The sequence below is a fragment of the Nocardioides sp. NPDC004968 genome (genome assembly GCF_040608935.1).
Classification (GTDB): Bacteria; Actinomycetota; Actinomycetes; order Propionibacteriales; family Nocardioidaceae; genus Nocardioides.
The window spans coordinates 54192-72936 of sequence record NZ_JBEXJF010000003.1; the positions used below are offsets into that span (position 1 = coordinate 54192).

The following is an 18745-nucleotide window of genomic DNA, read 5'->3' on the forward strand; positions in this document are numbered from 1 at the left end:
ATGACCAGTCCCGCGATGACGACCCCCGCGCTGACGAACCGCCAGCGCCTGGCCCGCTCCTACAAGGCCTGGGGCGTCGCCGCGCTGTTGAGCCTGGTGACGGTGCTGCCTGTCTACCTTTTCGTCACGAGCTCCGGGATCGAGCTGTCGCGGCTGATGAGCGTGCCGGTGATGGTCGGCGTTGGGCTGATCGGGCCGGTGGTCGGGGCGTACCTGAGCATGCGCTCCGGGCTCGGTCGGTTCTGCACCGGGGCCGCGTTCGTGATCATCGCGACCCCGATGACGAGCCTGCCGCTGCTGGCGATCCCGGCGTACGTCCTGGCGCCCTGGATCGCCGTTGCGATCAGTGAGGAGCCGGCCCCTCAGCGCTGGAACGGCTGAGAGATCAGGCGGGACCGGATCCTCAGCCAGCTGGACCGGGTCGGCGGCGCCAAGGGGTTCCGCGTCCTCGAGACCCGCCGCGACTGACGACCTCCAGAATTGGAGTGTCAAACGTTCGCGGGTCCTGGAGACTCTCGTCCATGGGGCTGATCTTCGACGAGGTCGCGGGGGAACTACCTCTGGTGGAGCGCGTGTGGGCGGCACGATTCGACGCCGAGGTCAGCTTTGCGTCGGTGGCGAAGGCGTCCACGATGCTCTCGTTCGCGGGCAACGATGCAGGCTGGTCGATGTATGTGCACGGTCCGGAGACCAAGGCCTCGAACCTGACCTGTCCGAAGGGCTGGGAGTTCTTCGGCGTCGAGCTCAAGGTCGGTGCCCATCTTCCGCTGTTCCCGTCGGCCGCTGTCGCCGATCTGCGTGACGCCCAGCTGCCGACCGTGGCAGGGGGCCGGATCCTTCTGGACAACCGGGACTGGGAGATGCCGACCGCGGACAACGTCGACGTGTTCGTCGCGCGGCTGGTGCGCGCCGGCCTGCTGGTCACCGACCCGCTGGTCGAGGAGATCCACCAGGACCGACGGCCGCGCGGTGTCTCGGAGCGGACCGCCCAGGTCCGGTTCCGACGCGCCGTAGGCATATCGCGACGCAAGGTCGCCAGCATCGAGCGTGCGCGGTCCACCGCGCAGTTCCTCATGACAGGTGGATCGACCGCTGAGGCGATCTCGGTCGGCGGCTACTACGACCAGCCGCAGCTCACGCGGGCGATGCGGTGGGCAACCGGCCACACTCCGAGCCAGCTGAGATCCGATCCCAGGTTCCTCGCGTTCTGAGCCGTGGGCCCGGTTCGGTTCGATACAAGACCGGCAGGTCACCGGAGTGTTTGGGTCTGCTCATGCGAAAACTGATCGAGTACACCCATGTCTCCCTCGACGGCAGGTTCGACGGTGACGACTTCTGGGCAGGGCAGATGAAGATCGTGCCGAGCGACGGCCAGATCGACTACGCGGTCCGGTTGCTGGACGGCGCGGCCGGCATGGTGCTCGGCCGCGTGACCTACGAAGGGTTCGCCGCATCGTGGCCCTCCAGGAGCGGCGAGCTGGCCGACAGGTTCAACTCGCTGCCGAAGTACGTCGCGTCCAGGACGCTCACCGAGACCACCTGGAACGCCGAGGTGCTTCCCGGTGACGCCATCGAGGCCGTCACCGCCCTCAAGGAGTCGGGGGAGGGCTCGCTGGTGAAGTACGGCAACGGTCCCCTGAGCCGGGCACTCATCGAGGCCGGTCTGCTGGACGAGCTTCACGTTAGCCTCTCGCCGTTCGTTGCGGGCTCCGGTGAGTCGCTGCTGGCGGGCATCGCCACCACCGACATGAATCTGCAGAACGTCACCGACCTCGGGAACGGTGCGGTGGTGCTCACCTACGCGCTGGGTCGGTAGCGGCAGCTCGGATGTCCTAGTCGGCGCGTCATGACGAGCCGACTCGGCGAGATTCTTCGTCAGGATGCGCCGACTCGGCGGGTTGGCGGGTCAGGCGGGGACGGGGTCCTTGGCCAGGCGGACGGGGAGGCGGTCGAGGCTGTAGACGACGGAGAGGTCGCGCCAGCCGAGGTCGCCGGGGTCGTCGGTGGCCATGGCCAGGTCGGGGAAGCGGCGGGCCAGGCCGGTGAGGGCGGCGCGGAGCTCCATGCGGGCCAGTTCGGCGCCGACGCAGCGGTGCATGCCGTGGCCGAAGGCGAAGTGCATGGTGTCGGCGTTGCGGAGGTCGAACTGCTCCGGGTTGGGCACCACCGCGGGGTCGCGGTTGGCGCCGGTGAGGCTGACCAGGACGACGGCGCCCTTCTTGATGGGCAGGCCGAAGAGGTCGTGGTCCTCGCGGGCGAACCGCGGGAACGCGAGCTGCACCGGGCACAGGTAGCGGAGCAGCTCGTCGACGACCTTGTCGACCTCGGCCTTCTCGCCGGAGCGCAGGATCTCGTACGCCTCCGGGTTCTGCATCAGGACGTAGGCGCCCATGGAGAGCATCGAGGCGGAGGTCTCGTAGCCGCCGAGGAAGACGCCGTCGGCGAGACCGCCGAGCTCGACGTCGTCGTACTCCGAGCCCTTGTTGCGGATGATCTCGCCGATCATGCCGTCGCCGGGGTTGGCGCGCTGCTGGCGGACCTGCTCGATGAGGAACGTCCTGGTCTCGGTGGCGGCACCGAAAGCGCCCGCACCGCCCTCGGACAGGTCGAAACGGGCCATGCCGAGCTTGTGGAACTCGTCGCGTACGTCCTCGGGCATGCCCAGCAGCTCACAGATCACCCGGAACGGGATCTCGAAGCCGAAGTGGTGGACCAGGTCGACCTCGGGGCCGTGGGCCTCCATGCCGTCGAGGGCGTCGGTGACGATCCGGTCGATCATCTCGTTGAGGCGGCCGAGGCGGCGCATGGTGAACTCCGGGGTCAGCAGCCCGCGGAGCTTGGTGTGGTCGGGCGGGTCGGTCATGCCGAGGCCACCGATGCCCTCGGCGTCGGTGCGCTTGCGGGTGCCGAGCAGGTGACGCATGTCGTTGGAGTAGGCGTTCTTGTCGGCCAGGACGTGCTTGGACTCGGCGTGCCCGGTGACCAGCACGATGTCGAGGCCGAGCACCGAGCCGAGCTTGGTGACCGGCGCCTGCTCGCGGCTCTCGGCGAGCAGCGGCACCGGGTCGACGCCGTCACGGCGCAGCGGGAAGGTCAGGTGCTCGGGGATCTTGCGCAGCGTGGTGATGTCGGGAATCGGCGACTCCTTGCCCCGCATCGCGAACTGCAGGGCAAGCTTGCGGACACGCTCGGTCAGCGGGCGCGTCATCGCCCGTCGAAAGGAACCCACCTGGGCAGCAATCGGCATGCGGCCAGTCTGTCTCATCGTCAAACCAGGGTCATCAGGAATACCCCTGGTTTGACCGTGTGTCTTGGATCACCCCTCAGGGTCGGCCCGGAATCAGCTCGGGATCACCGTGGAGCACGGTCCGGAACAGCGCACACGTCTCCTCGATCGCGAGCTGTGCGGCCTGCGAGTGATGGCCCATGGCGAAGAAGCCGTGGATGAGACCGTCGCAGTGGTGGTAGGTCGTCGGGACCCCGAAGCTCTCCAGCGCCTTGGCGTACGCGATGCCCTCGTCGCGCAGCGGGTCGAACTCCGCGGTCACGACGACAGCCGGTGCCAGGCCCTCCAGGTTGCCCTTGATCGGGCTCAGCCGCGGGTCGGCGCGATCGGCGTCGCCCACGTAGTGGTCGGAGAACCACTTCATCGTCGGCAGCTCGAGGAAGTAACCGTGGCCGTTCTCCGCATAGGACGGGTAGCCGCTGGTCATGTCGGTCGCCGGATAGATCAGCAGCTGTCCGGCGAGCTCGCGCCCCTCGTCGCGGAAGACCTGGGCGACCGCCGCCGACAGGTTGCCGCCAGCACTGTCTCCGGCGACCGCGACCCGGCCGTCACCGCCGAGCGTCGCCGCGTTGTCGCTGACCCAGCGAGCGGCGGCCAGCGCGTCGTCGCAGGCAGCGGGGAACGGGTTCTCGGGGGCGAGCCGGTAGTCGACCGCAACGACCACGGCGTCGCAGATGGTGGCGAGATTGCGGGCCTGGTCCTCGTGGGTGTCGAGGTCGCCGACCACCCAGCCGCCGCCGTGGAACATCACGATCGTGGGCAGCGGGCCCTGCGTGGTGGGCCGGTAGATGCGTACGTCCAGGTCGCCGGCCGGCCCTGGGATCACCGCGCTCTCCACCGATCCGACTGGTGGAAGTGGGATGCCCTCGCCCAACGCACGGTAGAGCGCTCGTGCAGTCGGCGGGTCGAAAGACTCCAGGGGCTGGCCCTTCGCGAAGAGGGTGAGCAGGTCAGCGATCTGGCTGTCGAGCGGAGGCATGGCGACAGTCATATCGCTATTCGCCAAAATGTGTCGAGCGTCACGTTCTACTGATGGGACCGTTCGACCCAGAAACGTCTGCCAGGCCGATGCGAATAACCATTCGACACGGGTGCCAGACTGGACGGTTGTGGGACATGTGGACGTTGCTGGAGTGAGTTTCCAGCTGCCTGACGGACGAGTGCTGCTCGATGACGTCTCCTTCCGGGTGGGCGAGGGCGCCAAGGTCGCGCTGGTCGGCGCCAACGGCGCCGGGAAGACGACGCTGCTGAGGATCGTCACCGGCGAGCTGACCCCGACGACGGGATCCGTCGTGCGCTCGGGCGGCCTCGGGGTGATGCGGCAGATGGTCGGCAAGGGCTCCTCGACCGTCGGCGAGCTGCTGCTCTCGGTGGCGCCCGCGCGGGTGCGCGAGGCGACGGCCGCCGTGGAGGCGTGCGAGCTGGAGCTGATGTCGTCGGAGGACGAGCGGCTGCAGATGCGCTACGCGACCGCGCTGGCCGAGTACGCCGACGCCGGCGGCTACGACATCGAGGTCGTCTGGGACGTGTGCACCATGGCCGGACTCGGGGTGCCCTACGACCGCGCCCGCTACCGCTCCCTGGACACCCTGTCCGGCGGCGAGCAGAAGCGGCTGGTGCTCGAATTCCTGCTGCGCGGCCCCGACGAGGTGCTGTTGCTCGACGAGCCGGACAACTTCCTCGACGTGCCCGGCAAGATCTGGCTGGAGCAGCGCATCCGGGAGTCTCCGAAGACGATCCTCTACGTCAGTCACGACCGTGAGTTGCTGGACAACACCGCGACCAGGGTGGTCACGGTCGAGCTCGGCGCGTCCGGCGCCGGCAACAGCGCGTGGACGCATCCTGGTGGGTTCGCCTCCTACCACGAGGCCCGCAAAGACCGGTTCCTGCGGTTCGAGGAGCTGCGCCGTCGCTGGGACGAGGAGCACGCCAAGATCAAGGCGCTGGTCCTGCGGCTGAAGGTCAAGTCGGAGTACAACGACGGGATGTCCAGCCAGTACAGGGCGGCCCAGACCCGGCTCCGGAAGTTCGAGGAGGCCGGGCCGCCCGTCGAGCAGCCACGAGAGCAGGCGGTGCAGATGCGGCTGCGCGGCGGGCGCACCGGCAAACGGGCGGTGGTGTGCGAGGCGCTCGAGCTCACCGGACTGATGAGACCGTTCGACCTGGAGGTCTGGTACGGCGAGCGGGTTGCCGTGCTCGGCTCCAACGGCTCGGGCAAGTCCCACTTTCTGCGGCTGCTCGCCCGCGGCGGCACCGATCCTGACGTGGAGCACCGCCCGGTCGAGGACACCCCGATCGAGCCGGTCCGCCACCGTGGGAAGGCCAAGCTCGGCGCCCGCGTGCGGCCGGGCTGGTTCGTGCAGACCCATGCCCATCCGGAGCTGGTGGGGCGTACGCTGCTCGACATCCTGCACCGCGGTGAGGCGACGCCTGACGGGCGTGGGCGCGTGGGTATGGGCCGCGAGGCCGCCTCCCGCGTGCTCGACCGCTACGAGCTCGCGCACGCGGCGGAGCAGGCCTTCGACTCGCTCTCGGGCGGACAGCAGGCGCGCTTCCAGATCCTTCTGCTCGAGCTGAGCGGCGCCACCCTGCTGCTGCTCGACGAGCCGACCGACAACCTCGACGTCCAGTCCGCCGAGGCCCTCGAAGCCGGGCTGGAGTCGTTCGAGGGCACCGTCGTCGCGGTCACCCACGACCGCTGGTTCGCCCGTGGCTTCGACCGCTTCCTGGTCTACGGCGCCAACGGTGATGTCTATGAGTCCCCGGAGCCGGTCTGGGACGAGACGAGAGTGGAGAGGCCCCGATGAGTGAGCTGGTGATCGAGCGCGTCGACCCGTTCGACGACGACGCCTTCGACGCATGGTTCGACGTGATGACCGCGTCGTGGCTCGACGTACGCGGCCCCGACGCGGATCTGTGGGCGCGTGAGGAGCAGCGCGTCGAGCTGCAGCAGCACACCGAGAAGACCGACCGGAGGGCGTACGTCGGCCGTGTCGGCGGGGAGGCGGTCGCCGCCGCCTGGATGGCCATGCCGCTGCTCGACAACCTTCACCGCGCGACCCTGGTGGTGGCGGTGCTGCCGGACCACCGCAGGCGGGGTCATGGCACCGGTCTGCTCGACCATGTCGAGGCGGAGGCCCGCGCCCAGGGGCGTACGTCGTTGACGGGTGAGATCTGGTGGCCCTGGTCGCTCGGGTCCGGCGGCGAGGGATCCCCGGGACGGGACTTCGGGATCGCGCGAGGCTATGCGCCCGCCCTGGTGGAGGTACGCCGCCTGCTGCGGCTCCCGGTGGCGGACAGCGTTCTCGACCGGCTGGCGGCGGAGGCTGCCGAGAAGCACGGCGACTACACGCTGCGCTCCTGGGTCGGCCGGGTGCCCGACGACATCGTGGCGAGCTGGGCGGTGCTCGACGCCAGCCTGGAGACCGAGGCGCCGACCGGAGACCTGGACATCGAGGCGCTCGAGCCCGACGTGGCGAAGGTGCGCGAGACCGAGGAGCTGGTCGCGGCCCAGAAGCGGACCCTCTACCACTCTGTGGCGCTGGACACCGACGGCCGGGTGGTGGCCTACACGGTGATCGGCTACTCGAGCCTGGACGGCAACAGCTATCAGTGGGGCACCCTGGTCGAAGGGGCTCACCGGGGCCATCGGCTCGGGCTGGCGGTCAAGGTCGCCAATCTCCGACTGCTCCAGTCCGAGCGGCCGGAGGTGCCGACCCTGGCGACGTACAACGCCGAGGTCAACGCCCACATGATCCAGGTCAACGAGGCCATGGGCTTCGAGCCGGTCGAGTGGCTGTGCAGCATCCAGAAACAGGTCTCCTGAGCACGAGAGCGCCTCATCCCGGTCAGAGACGGGGATGAGGCGCTCGCGGGGAGATCAGGAGGCGTCGGAGTCCAGGGTGACCTTCGCGGTCTGCTCCTCGCCGTTGCGCGACCAGCTCACCTCGACCTCGTCATCGGGGCGGTAGGAGCGGACGGTCGCCACCAGGGAGTCCGATCCGGTGATGATGTGGTCGTCGACCTTGGTGATGATGTCGCCCTTCTCGAGGCCCGCCTTCTTGGCGGTGCTGCCCTCGCCGACCTCCTGGACCTGGGCCCCGGTGACCGAGGTCTGGCCGTTCTGGGCCTCGGGGGCGTCGGAGACCGAGATGCCGAACTGCGCGTGGGTGGCCTCCTCGCCCTTCTCAAGCTGTTCCACGATCGGACCGATCTCGTCGATCGGGATGGCGAACCCGATGCCGATCGAGCCCGCGTCCTGGCCGTCCCCACCTGCGGTGGAGCGGATCGAGGCATTGATGCCGACGAGGTTGCCGTTGAGGTCGACGAGCGCGCCACCCGAGTTGCCCGGGTTGATCGCCGCGTCGGTCTGCACCGCCGGGTAGACGGTGGCCGCGCCGCTCTGGTCGACGCCGACGTTGACCGGGCGGCCGAGCGCGCTGACGATGCCGGTGGTCACCGTGGAGTCGAGCCCGAACGGGGAGCCGATCGCCACGACGCTCTGGCCGACGGTGAGGTTGGAGGACTTGCCGATCGTGATGGGCGTCAGGCCGGAGACGCCGCTCGCCTTGATCACGGCGGTGTCTGTGAGCGGGTCGGTCCCGAGGACCTCGGCGGAGGCCGACGTACCGTCGTTGAAGTCGACCGTCACCGTGCCGCCGTTGGCGGCCAGCTCGACCACGTGGTTGTTGGTCAGGATCGTGCCGTCGGAGGAGATGACGACCCCGGAGCCCGAGCCGGAGCCCTGCTGGGAGGTGACCTCGATCTTCACGACGGAGGGGAGCACCTTGGCCGAGACCTTCTCGATGCTGCCCTCGGGGGCCTTTGCGTCGACGACCTGCGAGGTGGCCGGGGTGTTCGCCCCGCCGCCGCTGCCGTCACCGTTGAGGGCGCCGTAGACGGCCGCGCCACCGACGCCGGCGGCACCACCGGCCACCAGGGCACCGGCAAGGACCGCGGCGACGAGCCCGGTGCGGCCCGCGGCGCGCTTCTTGATGGGAGCGCCGGGAGCACCCGGGGTTCCGGGCACGGCGGGCATGACGGAGGTCTGCGCCGGCGGGGGCGCGAACGGGCCGGCGGGAGGCTGAGTGGGGCCGGCCGGGGCCGGGGGAGTCCACTGCGGCGGAGTCCCACTCGGCTGCTGAGGAGGGAGTTCGGTCATGTCTTCGAGTGTGGCCAGTGTCCCTGTGAACGGGCTGAGACGGGGCTATGCGGTATCGAAGAGATGACTCAGGACCTACTCGGCCTCGATTCGCAGGGTCACCTGCTTGAGCAGAGCCGCCAGTTCCGTACGCCGCTCCGGGCTCAGCGTCTCCAGCAGCTTGGTCTCGGCCTCGCCGCGCAGGTCCATCGCCCGGCGCCAGATCTCGATCCCGGCCTTGGTCGCCTCGACGCTGATCTTGCGACGGTCCTCCACCGATGTCGTACGCCGCACCCACCCAGCCTTCTCCATGCTGTCGAGCCTTCCTGTCATCCCGGCCGGACTGATGTCGAGGTCCTTGGCGAGGGCCGTGGGCGAGGCGTGGCCGGGGGTGTCGCGGATCATCAGCATGTGGAGCGTCTTGTATTCGAAGTCGGCCAGCCCGACCTCGCTGGCCGCCGCCGCGCGAGCATCGTTGAAGAACTTCGAGATGAACCCGATCCGTACCGTGATCGCCTCGATCTCGTCGTCGAAGTCGACGTCGATCCAGTGGTCACGCCACCGCGCGACGTGACGGTCGGCCCGATCCTCCGTGTCGGTGGACGTGTCGGAGGAAGGTCGCATCTCGGGCATGCCCCGACCTTACCTTCGCAGGAGAGATAATTCGTTGGCGAATAGTTCGCCAGCGAAGTAACTTTGCCGCATGACCGCCACCACCGCAGACCCGCCGACCGGGCGTCGTTCGCCGCTGCGGCACCGCAACTTCCGCCGCCTCGTGACCGGGACGGCGTCCTCGTCGCTGGGCAACGCGATCACCCCGGTGGCGCTGGCGTTCGCGGTGCTCGACCTCGGCGGGACCGTCACCCAGCTGGGCATCGTGGAGGCGATCTTCGCGACCTGCCAGGTGGTCACCACGCTGGCCGGGGGAGTGCTCGGCGACCGAGTCTCTCGCAAGCTGATGATGGAGGGCACGGCGGCGATCAGCGCTGTCGTGGCCGGCGCCTTGGCGACGACGGTGATCCTCGGGGTGGCGACGATCCCGTCGATCGCGGTGATGGGCGGTCTCGCGGGCATCGTCGCCGCGCTCAACCAGCCCTCCGCGATGGCGATGACCAAGGTCGTCGTGCCCGCGGAGGATCTCGGTGCCGCCGTCTCGCTCCGGTCGCTGCTCCAGACCACCGCCTCGACCATCGGCTACGCCCTCGGCGGAGTGCTCGTCGCCGCGGTGGGATCAGGCTGGGCGATCATGGTCGACGCGCTCACCTTCGCCATCGCCGCTGTCGCCTACGCCGGCATGCGAGTGCCCCATGAGCGCCCGCCCCACAAGGCGTCGATGCTCGGCGACCTCGCCGAGGGTTTCCGCGAGGTGATGCGGCACTCGTGGCTGTGGTTCCTCATCCTGCAGGCGCTGCTCTACCACCTGTTCTGGTCGGGAGCGCACAGCGTGCTCGGCCCGATCGTGGTCGGCGAGGGCATCGGCCGGGCGTCGTGGGGCTTCGCGCTCGCCGCCCTGATGGCGGGCTTCTTCGTCGGCGGCTTGTTCTGCCTGAGGTTCCGCCCGCGCCGGCTGCTCTCCGTCGGCGTGCTCTTCCTCGCGATGACCGGCCTCTTCCCGATCGCGATGGCGGTCTCGGACACCCTCTGGCCGATCCTCCTGGGCGCGTTCCTGCACGGGTTCGGGCTGCAGGTCTTCGACATCTTCTGGCAGATCGCGATCCAGCAGGAGATCCCCGAGGAGAAGCTCTCCCGGGTCTACTCCTTCGACATCGTCGGCTCGTTCGTCGCCCGCCCCCTCGGGCTCGCGCTCGTCGGCCCGGTCGCCGTCGCGGTGGGCTTCGACACCTGGCTGCTCGTGGTCGCAGCGGTGATCTCCGGCACCGCCCTGATGTCGATCTCCTTCGCGGGCGTACGCCGTCTCGAGCGCGCGCCCGAGCAGGTCTAGAGCGGGAGGCCGAGCGCGACCAGGTCCTTGCGGAGCTGCTCGGCCCCGGTGAACTGGATCGCGTGCATGCCCAGCGCCGCGGCGGCGGCCACGTTGGCGACGCTGTCGTCGATGAACACCAGCCGGTTCAACGGCACCCCGGCGCGCTCGGCGACGAGCTGGTAGATCGCCGGGTCGGGTTTGGCCAGGCGCACCTCACCGGAGACGACGACGTCGCCGAGCAGCTCGATCACGTCGTACGTCGCCGGAGCGTGCGGATAGAGCTCGGCCGACCAGTTGGTCAGTCCGAGCTGAGGGAACCCGGCCGCGGCGAGCTCGCGGACCATCTCATGGGTGCCGGGGACCGGGCCCAACAGGGAGAGCGGGAAGTTGTCGACGTACGCCGCTCCGGCGCTGAGCCACTGGGGCGCGTCGCCCTCGAGGACGGCGAGTGCCTGGGCCCAGGTCCGGCCGGCGTCCTGGACGTGGTTCCACGACCGGAAGTCGTAGGACTCCAGGAACGCACGGGCGTCGGCATCGCCGACTCCGGCCGCGATCGCCGGGAGCGGGTCCCATCTGATGAGGACGTTCCCGAAATCCCAGACGACCCCATCCACCACGGGGGTGGACGGGGTCTGCGTGCCGGGGACCGTCACGCCCAACGAACGTCGCGCGGGACGAAGGTGAGTCCGCGCTCGCCGGTGTAGATCTGCTTCGGACGGGCGATCTTCTGCTCCTTGTCCTGGACGAGCTCCAGCCACTGGGAGAGCCAGCCCGGCGTACGCCCGATGGCGAACAGCACGGTGAACATCTCCGGCGGGAACTCCAGGGCCTCGTAGATCAGGCCGGAGTAGAAGTCGACGTTGGGGTAGAGCTTGCGCTTGACGAAGTACTCGTCCTCGAGCGCGATCTTCTCCAGCTCCATCGCGATGTTGAGCAGCGGGTTGGTGCCCGTCACCTCGAAGACGTTGAGCGCCTGCTGCTTGATGATCGTCGCGCGCGGGTCGTAGTTCTTGTAGACCCGGTGGCCGAAGCCCATCAGCCGCTCGTTGCCGGCCTTGACGCCCTCGATGAAGGCGGGGATGTTCTCCACCTTGCCGATGCGGCGCAGCATCCGGAGCACGGCCTCGTTGGCGCCACCGTGGAGCGGGCCGAAGAGGGCGCCGACGCCGGCAGCCACCGAGGAGTAGGGGTCGACCTGGGTCGAGCCCACGCTGCGGACGGCGTTGGCCGAGGCGTTCTGCTCGTGGTCGGCGTGCAGGATGAAGAGCGTGTCGAGCGCCTTCTCGATGCGGTCGTCCGAGGCGTACTTGCTCTCGCTCATCTTGAAGAGCATCGAGAGGAAGTTGCCGGTGTAGGACAGGTCGTTGTCCGGGTAGACGTACGGCTTGCCCTGCGCGTGCCGGAACGCCCACGCGCCCAGGGTCGGCATCTTGGCGATCAGTCGGATGATCTGCAGGCGACGGTTGTCGGGGTCGGAGATGTTCGCGGCGTCCGGGTAGAACGTCGACATCGCACCGACCGACGCCATGAGCATGCCCATCGGGTGGGCGTCATAGCGGAAGCCCTGCATGAACTCCTTGATGTTCTCGTGCACGAACGTGTGGAAGGTGATCTCGTGCACCCACGCGTCGTACTCCTCCTTGGTCGGCAGTGCGCCGTGGACCAGGAGATAGGAGACCTCCAGGAAGCTCGACTTCTCGGCGAGCTGCTCGATGGGATAGCCCCGATATTCGAGCACGCCCTTGTCACCGTCGATATAGGTGACAGAAGATCGGCAGGAAGCGGTGTTGACGAAGCCGGGGTCATAGACGGCCAGGCCAGGACCTTCTTCTTGGGTGGCCGGGTCAGCGGCCTTGATCTTCCCCAGGTCGGCGGCGCGGATGGTGCCGTCGGTGATCGGGATGTCGTACTCCACCCCGGTGCGGTTGTCACGCACTGTTAGAGATTCGGTCACGATCAGCAACGGTAACCCTCTTGAAATCCCCTACGTAACTCGGCGTCCCACCCATTGGCCGATTTCGACTCAGAGTCGGAACCTGTCACGCGCCGGTTTGGTGTCGCCGGACGGCTCGTCGTCGCCGAACCGGGTCAGCGCGTCGCGCAGCCGATGGAGGTCGAGAGCGGTCTGCACCGACCGCTCGTTGAGGGTGTCGTCCTCTCCTCGGAGCGCGCGCAGCGCATCCTGGACCTCGGTCTCGCTCGGCTCCCCGGTCATGGGCACATAATCTAGGTGCCCGCACCAAGGCTCGCCTAGTGCGGATCGTCTACGACCTGCTGGTCGGTGCCGTGGGCCACACGCCACAGCAGCAGCGTGACCGCCGCGCGCTGCCGTCCTCGCCCCTTGATGGGGGAGTAGCCGAGCTGACCACTCAGCCAGGTCAGCCGCTCCTGCAGCGTCGAATGGTGCACGTGGAGCATTGCGGCCGACTGCCGCAGGCTGGGCTGGTCCAGCACCGCATGGAGCGTTTCCACGACCCACGGATGACCGTCGAGCAGCTCATCCAGACGTCGTACGTCACCAACCTCCGCCGCCTCGGCGGCACTGATCCGCTCGGCGATGACGGCAAGTGCCCCGAGGTCGTCGTAGCGGACCACCGCGGGTGCGAGGCCGCCGACGTCGGCGGCCAGCCGGAGGGCCGTACGTGCCTGCTCCAGCGCGGTCGGCAGCTGCAGCGGGTCGGGGGAGACGGCGGCGCCCGCGCGGACGCCCTCCGGGATGGTGGGCGTGCCGGGAAGCAGCGCGACCACCAGGGCACCGACGGTGCTGATCAGCGTCGCGCGCAGGTGGACCGAGGTGCTCAGTGCGACCGTGACGGGGCCGGTCAGGCCGAGCCGGGCGACCGCGTCGCGTCGGTCGGCGTCGGTCGCGTCGGGGTCGCACGCGATCCTGACCAGCCCGCTGGTCGAGGGATCGGACGAGCCCGTGCTGAGCGCCTGCAGGGCGCGGGCGGCGCGCTCGAGGATGAGCGCGTCGAGCGGGCCGTCGTCCCCGGTCCGCTCGAGCCAGAGCCAGGACCCGGGCTGGCCGGGCACCGGGGTGTGGTGCCAGCCGCCCTCGGTCTCGCCGGCCAGTGCGCGGCCATCCGCCGCGAACCGCTTGACGAGGCCGCGCGCGGCGTCGTGGAGGCCCGCGGGGGAGCCGGCCAGCGCTGCCGCGGCGCGCACGACCGCGGCGGTCGACGTCCGCTCGTCCACGAGCCGGTCGAAGTGGTCGATGACGCGCAGCGCACTGGCCGTGTCGTCGTCGACCACCTCGAGCTTGCCGATCAGATCTCGCACCTGAACCTCCCTGGCCTACTCTCGCCCACGGAAGGCGAGCAAGCCAGCGGATCAGGCCTCGAGTGCCCTGCGGACGAACTCGTCACGGGTCGCGATCGAGGCACGGGAGACCGCGGCGTGCCCGGCCATCATGTCGAACCCGTGGAACCCGCCGCCCCACATGTGGAGATCGACGCTGACGCCGGCCTCCGAGAGCCGGCGCGCATAGGTCAGCGTCTCGTCGCGGAACGTCTCCGTCGAGCCGGTGTCGATGTAGGTGCGGGGGAGGCCGGTGAGATCCTCGGCGCGCGCGGGCGCTGCGTACGGGGAGACGTCGGGGCCACCCCGGCGTTCGCCGAGCAGTGCCGTCCAGCCGAACAGGTTGGCCTCGCGGTCCCAGACTCCCTCGTCATCGAGCATCCGACTGCTATGGGTCTCGAAGCGGTCGTCGAGCATCGGGCAGATGAGGATCTGGTGGCTCAGCCTCGGGAAGGACCGGTCGCGGGCGAGCAACGCCGTGCCCGCGGCGAGGCCGCCGCCGGCGCTGGCTCCCGCGATCATGAGGTGCTCGGGGTCGATGCCGAGCTCAGCGGCGTTCTTCGCGGTCCAGGCCAGGCCGGCGTAGCAGTCCTCCACAGGCGCTGGGTCGGGATGCTCCGGGGCGAGGCGGTACTCCACCGACACCACCACGGCGGTGCCGTCTGCGACGTGCGGGAGGAAGGCCTCCACGCCGAACACCCGATTTCCGATCACCATGCCGCCGCCGTGGATGTGGTAGATCACCGGGCGCGGCGGCCCGTCGACGGTCGGGCTCAGGATCAGCAGTGTGATGTCGGGGGCGCCCTCCGGGCCGGGAACCTGCCGCTCCTCGACCCTGACCGCGCCGCCGACGGTCAGATCCGCCGGCTCCATGCCGGGGAACCCGTCGGCGCTCTGCTGCCGTATCAGCGGGAGGAGCTCCGCCGAGAAGGGCGGGATGCCCTGGCGTACCGCCTCGAGGACCGGCACGAGCTCGGGATCGAACGGCGGCCGGATGGGGGTGTCGGGGAAGATCTCGCTGGTGGTCGTCTCGGTCATGGCCACTCCTTCGTCGGGGGTGCCCCCAGCCTCCCTCGTGACCGTTGTCGACGGAACCCGGCCTGTGGCGGGAATCACATCCGCTGCCCCCGCCATCCGGCGGGCGGGGTTCCGCGAGAAACCGATGTGCGGTCGAGGGGTACGCCGGGGGAGAATGGGTGACCTCATGTCCGAGACCGACCAGCCCGCCGCCACCTCCGTCGCGATCACCTACCCTGCCGAGCTCCCGGTCACCCAGCGCCGCGAGGACATCGCCGCGGCCATCCGTGACCATCAGGTCGTGATCGTCGCCGGTGAGACCGGGTCGGGAAAGACGACCCAGCTGCCCAAGATCTGCTTGGAGCTCGGGCGCGGGTCCGCCGGACTGATCGGGCACACCCAGCCGCGCCGGATCGCGGCACGGTCGGTGGCCGAGCGGATCGCCTCCGAGCTCGGCACCTCGCTCGGCGACCTGGTCGGCTATCAGGTGCGGTTCATGGACAAGTCCTCGGCCGCCTCCCGGATCAAGCTGATGACCGACGGCATCCTGCTCGCCGAGCTGCAGCGCGACCGCGACCTGCGCCGCTACGACACGATCATCATCGACGAGGCCCACGAGCGGTCGCTGAACATCGACTTCCTGCTGGGCTACCTCCGCCGGCTGCTGCCGCGGCGACCCGACCTGAAGCTGATCATCACCTCCGCGACGATCGACCCGGAGCGGTTCGCCGCCCACTTCGCCGACCCGCGAACCGGAGATCCGGCGCCGATCATCGAGGTCTCCGGGCGTACGTATCCGGTCGAGGTCCGATACCGGCCGCTGATGGAGCTCTCCGAGGAGGACGAAGAGGGCGAGGTCGTCGTCCGCGACCAGACCGAGGCCATCGTCGACGCGGTCAAGGAGCTCTCCGCCGAGGGGCCGGGTGACGTTCTCGTCTTCCTGCCCGGCGAGCGGGAGATCCGGGATGCCGCTGACGCTCTGGGCGATGCGCTCGGGCTGAACAAGGGGCGCTCCGGGACGGGTCTCGTAGAGATCATCCCGCTGTTCTCGAGGCTGTCGGCCGCCGACCAGCATCGGGTCTTCTCGCCCCACACCGGCCGCCGGATCGTGCTCACGACCAACGTCGCCGAGACCTCGCTGACGGTCCCCGGGATCAAGTACGTCGTCGACACCGGTGTCGCCCGGATCTCGCGCTACTCCGCCCGCACCAAGGTGCAGCGGCTGCCCATCGAACCGATCTCGCAGGCCTCGGCGAACCAGCGGTCGGGACGTACGGGCCGGGTCGAGGCGGGCATCGCGATCCGGCTCTACTCCGAGGAGGACTATCTCGGACGGCCGGAGTTCACCGACCCGGAGATCCTGCGCACCAACCTGGCCTCCGTCATCCTGCAGATGGCCTCCCTCGGGCTGGGGGACATCGCCCGGTTCCCGTTCGTGGAGGCGCCGGACCGGCGCAACATCACCGCCGGCGTACAGCTTCTCGAGGAGCTCGGCGCGATGCGGGGGCAGCGGCTGACCAAGCTGGGCCGCAGGCTGGCGAGGCTGCCCATCGACCCGCGGCTGGCCCGGATGGTGCTCGAGGCCGAACGGCTCGGATGCGTACGCGACGTCATCGTCGTCGCCGCCGCGCTCTCGCTCCAGGACCCGCGTGAGCGGCCGGGGCAGGACCACCCCAAGGAGCAGGCGCAGGCCGACCAGCTGCACGCGCGGTTCAAGGACGAGACCTCCGACTTCCTCACCTGGCTCAACCTATGGCGCTACCTGAAGCAGCAGCAGCACGAGCTCTCCTCCAGTGCGTTCCGGCGACTGTGCAAGCGGGAGTTCCTGCACTACGTACGCGTCCGGGAGTGGCAGGACCTGGAGTCGCAGCTGCGCCAGGTCTGCCGGGAGATGAAGATCGATCTCGGCAAGGGACACCGCGACGTCATCGAAGCCGGCGAGGACGCGGCCGGGGACAAAGTGGCGTACGACGCCGACGGGATCCATCAGGCGCTGCTCTCCGGCCTGCTCTCGCACATCGGGGCGCTCGAGGAACGGGACTCGAAGGCGGACGCGGCGCGAGCGCGGGAGAAGCGGCGGCCTGGCCCGCGGGAGTACGAGGGTGCCCGAGGCGCGAAGTTCGCGATCTTCCCCGGGTCGGCGCTGCACCGGAAGAACCCGCAGTTCGTGATGTCCGCCGAGCTCGTCGAGACCTCCCGGCTCTGGGCCCGGCAGAACGCCTCGATCAAGCCCGAGTGGGCCGAGAGCCTCGGCCGCGACCTGGTCAAACGCACCTACTCCGAGCCGCACTGGTCGCAGAAGCGTGCCTCGGTGATGGCGCGGGAGAAGGTGACCCTCTACGGCGTGCCGCTGGTCGCCGACCGTCCCGTCGCCTTCGGTAAGATCGATCCCGAGCTCTCGCGCGAGCTCTTCATCCGGCATGCCCTGGTCTACGGCGAGTGGCGTACGAACCACCGCTTCCTCCGCGACAACGCGAAGCTCGTCGAGGAGGCCGAGGAGCTCGAGCACCGCGCCCGGCGCCGCGACATCGTGGTCGACGAGCACGCGCTCTTCGACTTCTACGACCGCCGGCTGCCGGCCTCCATCGTCTCCGGGGCCCACTTCGACCAGTGGTGGAAGCAGGCCCGGCGGGAGACGCCCGACCTGCTCACCTTCGAGCTGTCGATGCTCACCAACGACGCCGCGGGAGAGGTCACTGAGAGCGACTTCCCGGCCGAGTGGGACGCCGGGCCGCTCACGTTCTCGCTGAGCTACCACTTCGAGCCGGGGACGGCCGATGACGGGCTGACGATCGACGTACCCGTCGCCACGCTCAACCGCGTCGGAGCCGAGGACTTCTCCTGGCTGGTGCCGGGGCTGCGCGAGGAGCTGGTGACCGCGCTGATCCGGTCGCTTCCCAAGCCGCTGCGGGTCAGCTTCGTGCCTGCCCCCGACAAGGCGCGCGCCTTCCTGAAGGAGACGCCGCCGGGGGAGGAGCCGCTGCTGACCGCGCTGGAGCGCTGGGCGCGCTCGACCGCGGGCGTACACATCCCTCGCGAGGCCTGGGACTGGTCCAAGGTGCCCGAGCACCTGCGCCCGACCTACCGAGTCGTCGGCGAGGACGGCAAGGAGACCGCGAAGGGCAAGGACCTCGACGCGCTCAAGGCGCCGCTCGAGGGCGAGTTCAAGGCGGCCATCGCCGAGGTCGCGGCGTCGGCCGGTCACACCCGCACCGGCGAGACGAGCTGGGTCTTCGGTGACATCGCCACCACGGTGACCGAGAAGCGCGCCGGTCATGAGGTCACGGTCTTCCCGTGCCTCTCCGACGAGGGTACGACGGTCGGTCTCGTGGTCGCCGGATCCGCGGAGGAGGCCGAGGCGCGTCATCGTCTCGGCGTCGTACGCCTGCTGCTCCTCGCTCTCCCGAATGTGGGCAAGGAGGTCGTCGACGGGCTCTCCACCATGGAGAAGCTCGCGCTGGCCGGATCCCCCTACCCGAGTGCCGCCGAGCTCGTCGAGGACTGCCGCGCCGCCGTCGTCCAGCAGCTGGTCGATGCCCGTCCGCTGCCGCGGACGCAGGAGGCGTACGCCGCCGTCCTGGCCGCCGCCGGCAGGCCCGCCGACCTGGTCGCGGCCGTCCGCGCGGTCCTGGCCGACGTGATGCGGGCGCTCGAGGCCTATCGCGAGACCGACAAGGCCCTCTCCGGGCGGGCCGACATGTTCCAGCTCCCCGCGCTGACCGACATGAAGGACCAGCTCGCCCGGCTGGTGCATCGTGGGTTCGTCGCGGAGGCTGGTGCCCAGCAGATCAGGCGTTATCCGACCTATCTGAAGGCCATCGTCGAACGCCGCCGCAAGCTCGACGCCGACCTGCGCGCCGACCGGACGACCCACGACCGGATCGCGTCCCTCCAGGACGCCTATCTGCATCAGGTCGAGGCGCTGGCCGAGGGCCGGCCGCCCGGGCCGCGGCTGCGGCAGGTGCGGTGGATGCTCGAGGAGTACCGCGTCCAGCTCTGGGCCCAGCATCTCGGCACCGCCGATAAGGTCTCCGACGCGCGGATCCGCAAGCTGCTGGGGTAGCGCCGCAAGGCTGTTACA

At 69.5% G+C, this 18745-nt stretch carries 16 protein-coding genes; 7 read left to right on the forward strand and 9 right to left on the reverse strand.

Translation table 11 applies throughout. From position 1 onward, the window contains the following. The 3 genes from ABZU72_RS04970 to ABZU72_RS04980 all read left to right on the forward strand — a co-directional run bounded on the left by ABZU72_RS04970 (position 1) and on the right by ABZU72_RS04980 (position 1816). A complete protein-coding gene (locus tag ABZU72_RS04970; protein WP_355017770.1) occupies positions 1–381 on the forward strand; it encodes a hypothetical protein in 381 nt (126 codons plus the stop codon). Positions 382–521: 140 nt separating this feature from the next. Then, entirely contained in the window at positions 522–1211 is a 690-nt protein-coding gene (locus ABZU72_RS04975; RefSeq protein ID WP_355017771.1) for a hypothetical protein, read from the forward strand. A 62-nt stretch (positions 1212–1273) separates the two neighbouring features. Next, positions 1274–1816 (forward strand): dihydrofolate reductase family protein, encoded by a 543-nt coding sequence (locus ABZU72_RS04980; protein WP_355017772.1) that lies wholly within the window; start codon positions 1274–1276, stop codon positions 1814–1816. A gap of 90 nt (positions 1817–1906) precedes the next feature. Here the strand turns inward: ABZU72_RS04980 and ABZU72_RS04985 are convergent, their stop codons facing one another. Continuing rightward, positions 1907–3247, reverse strand: coding sequence for a cytochrome P450 (locus tag ABZU72_RS04985; protein WP_355017773.1), 1341 nt, complete (start codon positions 3245–3247; stop codon positions 1907–1909). Between the two features lie 76 nt (positions 3248–3323). After that, positions 3324–4277, reverse strand: a complete 954-nt coding sequence (locus ABZU72_RS04990; RefSeq protein WP_355017774.1) for an alpha/beta hydrolase — start codon at positions 4275–4277, stop codon at positions 3324–3326. A 118-nt stretch (positions 4278–4395) separates the two neighbouring features. Between ABZU72_RS04990 and ABZU72_RS04995 the strand changes: the two genes are divergently transcribed. Further along, a complete protein-coding gene (locus tag ABZU72_RS04995; protein ID WP_355017775.1) occupies positions 4396–6093 on the forward strand; it encodes an ATP-binding cassette domain-containing protein in 1698 nt (565 codons plus the stop codon). Further along, positions 6090–7112: a GNAT family N-acetyltransferase gene (locus ABZU72_RS05000; protein WP_355017776.1), complete on the forward strand. Its 1023-nt coding sequence runs from the start codon at positions 6090–6092 to the stop codon at positions 7110–7112. The genes ABZU72_RS04995 and ABZU72_RS05000 overlap by 4 nt, the downstream gene beginning before the upstream one ends. Before the next feature lie 54 nt (positions 7113–7166). On the opposite strand, the gene ABZU72_RS05005 is transcribed toward ABZU72_RS05000, so the two are convergent. Both ABZU72_RS05005 and ABZU72_RS05010 read right to left on the reverse strand, forming a co-directional pair. Beyond that, positions 7167–8447, reverse strand: a complete 1281-nt coding sequence (locus tag ABZU72_RS05005; protein WP_355017777.1) for a trypsin-like peptidase domain-containing protein — start codon at positions 8445–8447, stop codon at positions 7167–7169. Between the two features lie 75 nt (positions 8448–8522). Further along, positions 8523–9059 (reverse strand): MarR family transcriptional regulator, encoded by a 537-nt coding sequence (locus tag ABZU72_RS05010; RefSeq protein WP_355017778.1) that lies wholly within the window; start codon positions 9057–9059, stop codon positions 8523–8525. A gap of 70 nt (positions 9060–9129) precedes the next feature. Here ABZU72_RS05010 and ABZU72_RS05015 point away from each other — a divergent pair, with 70 nt between their 5' ends. Then, complete coding sequence (locus ABZU72_RS05015) at positions 9130–10368, forward strand: MFS transporter (RefSeq protein WP_355017779.1); 1239 nt, start codon at positions 9130–9132, stop codon at positions 10366–10368. On the opposite strand, the gene ABZU72_RS05020 is transcribed toward ABZU72_RS05015, so the two are convergent. From ABZU72_RS05020 to ABZU72_RS05040, 5 genes are all read right to left on the reverse strand, one after another. Next, positions 10365–11003 (reverse strand): HAD family phosphatase, encoded by a 639-nt coding sequence (locus tag ABZU72_RS05020; RefSeq protein WP_355017780.1) that lies wholly within the window; start codon positions 11001–11003, stop codon positions 10365–10367. The two genes, ABZU72_RS05015 and ABZU72_RS05020, sit on opposite strands and share 4 nt — an antisense overlap. Next, positions 11000–12304 (reverse strand): citrate synthase, encoded by a 1305-nt coding sequence (locus ABZU72_RS05025; RefSeq protein WP_160027084.1) that lies wholly within the window; start codon positions 12302–12304, stop codon positions 11000–11002. Before ABZU72_RS05025 ends, ABZU72_RS05020 begins: the two co-directional genes overlap by 4 nt. A 69-nt stretch (positions 12305–12373) precedes the next feature. Continuing rightward, positions 12374–12565, reverse strand: coding sequence for a hypothetical protein (locus ABZU72_RS05030; protein ID WP_091052443.1), 192 nt, complete (start codon positions 12563–12565; stop codon positions 12374–12376). 35 nt (positions 12566–12600) lie between these two features. Continuing rightward, positions 12601–13629 carry a helix-turn-helix domain-containing protein gene (locus tag ABZU72_RS05035; RefSeq protein WP_355017781.1) on the reverse strand — a complete coding sequence of 343 codons (1029 nt, stop codon included), beginning with the start codon at positions 13627–13629 and terminating at the stop codon, positions 12601–12603. A gap of 51 nt (positions 13630–13680) precedes the next feature. Further along, complete coding sequence (locus ABZU72_RS05040) at positions 13681–14685, reverse strand: alpha/beta hydrolase (protein ID WP_355017782.1); 1005 nt, start codon at positions 14683–14685, stop codon at positions 13681–13683. A 166-nt stretch (positions 14686–14851) separates the two neighbouring features. Here ABZU72_RS05040 and hrpA point away from each other — a divergent pair, with 166 nt between their 5' ends. Then, positions 14852–18727: an ATP-dependent RNA helicase HrpA gene (gene hrpA, locus ABZU72_RS05045; protein WP_355017783.1), complete on the forward strand. Its 3876-nt coding sequence runs from the start codon at positions 14852–14854 to the stop codon at positions 18725–18727. Positions 18728–18745 lie beyond the last annotated feature (18 nt).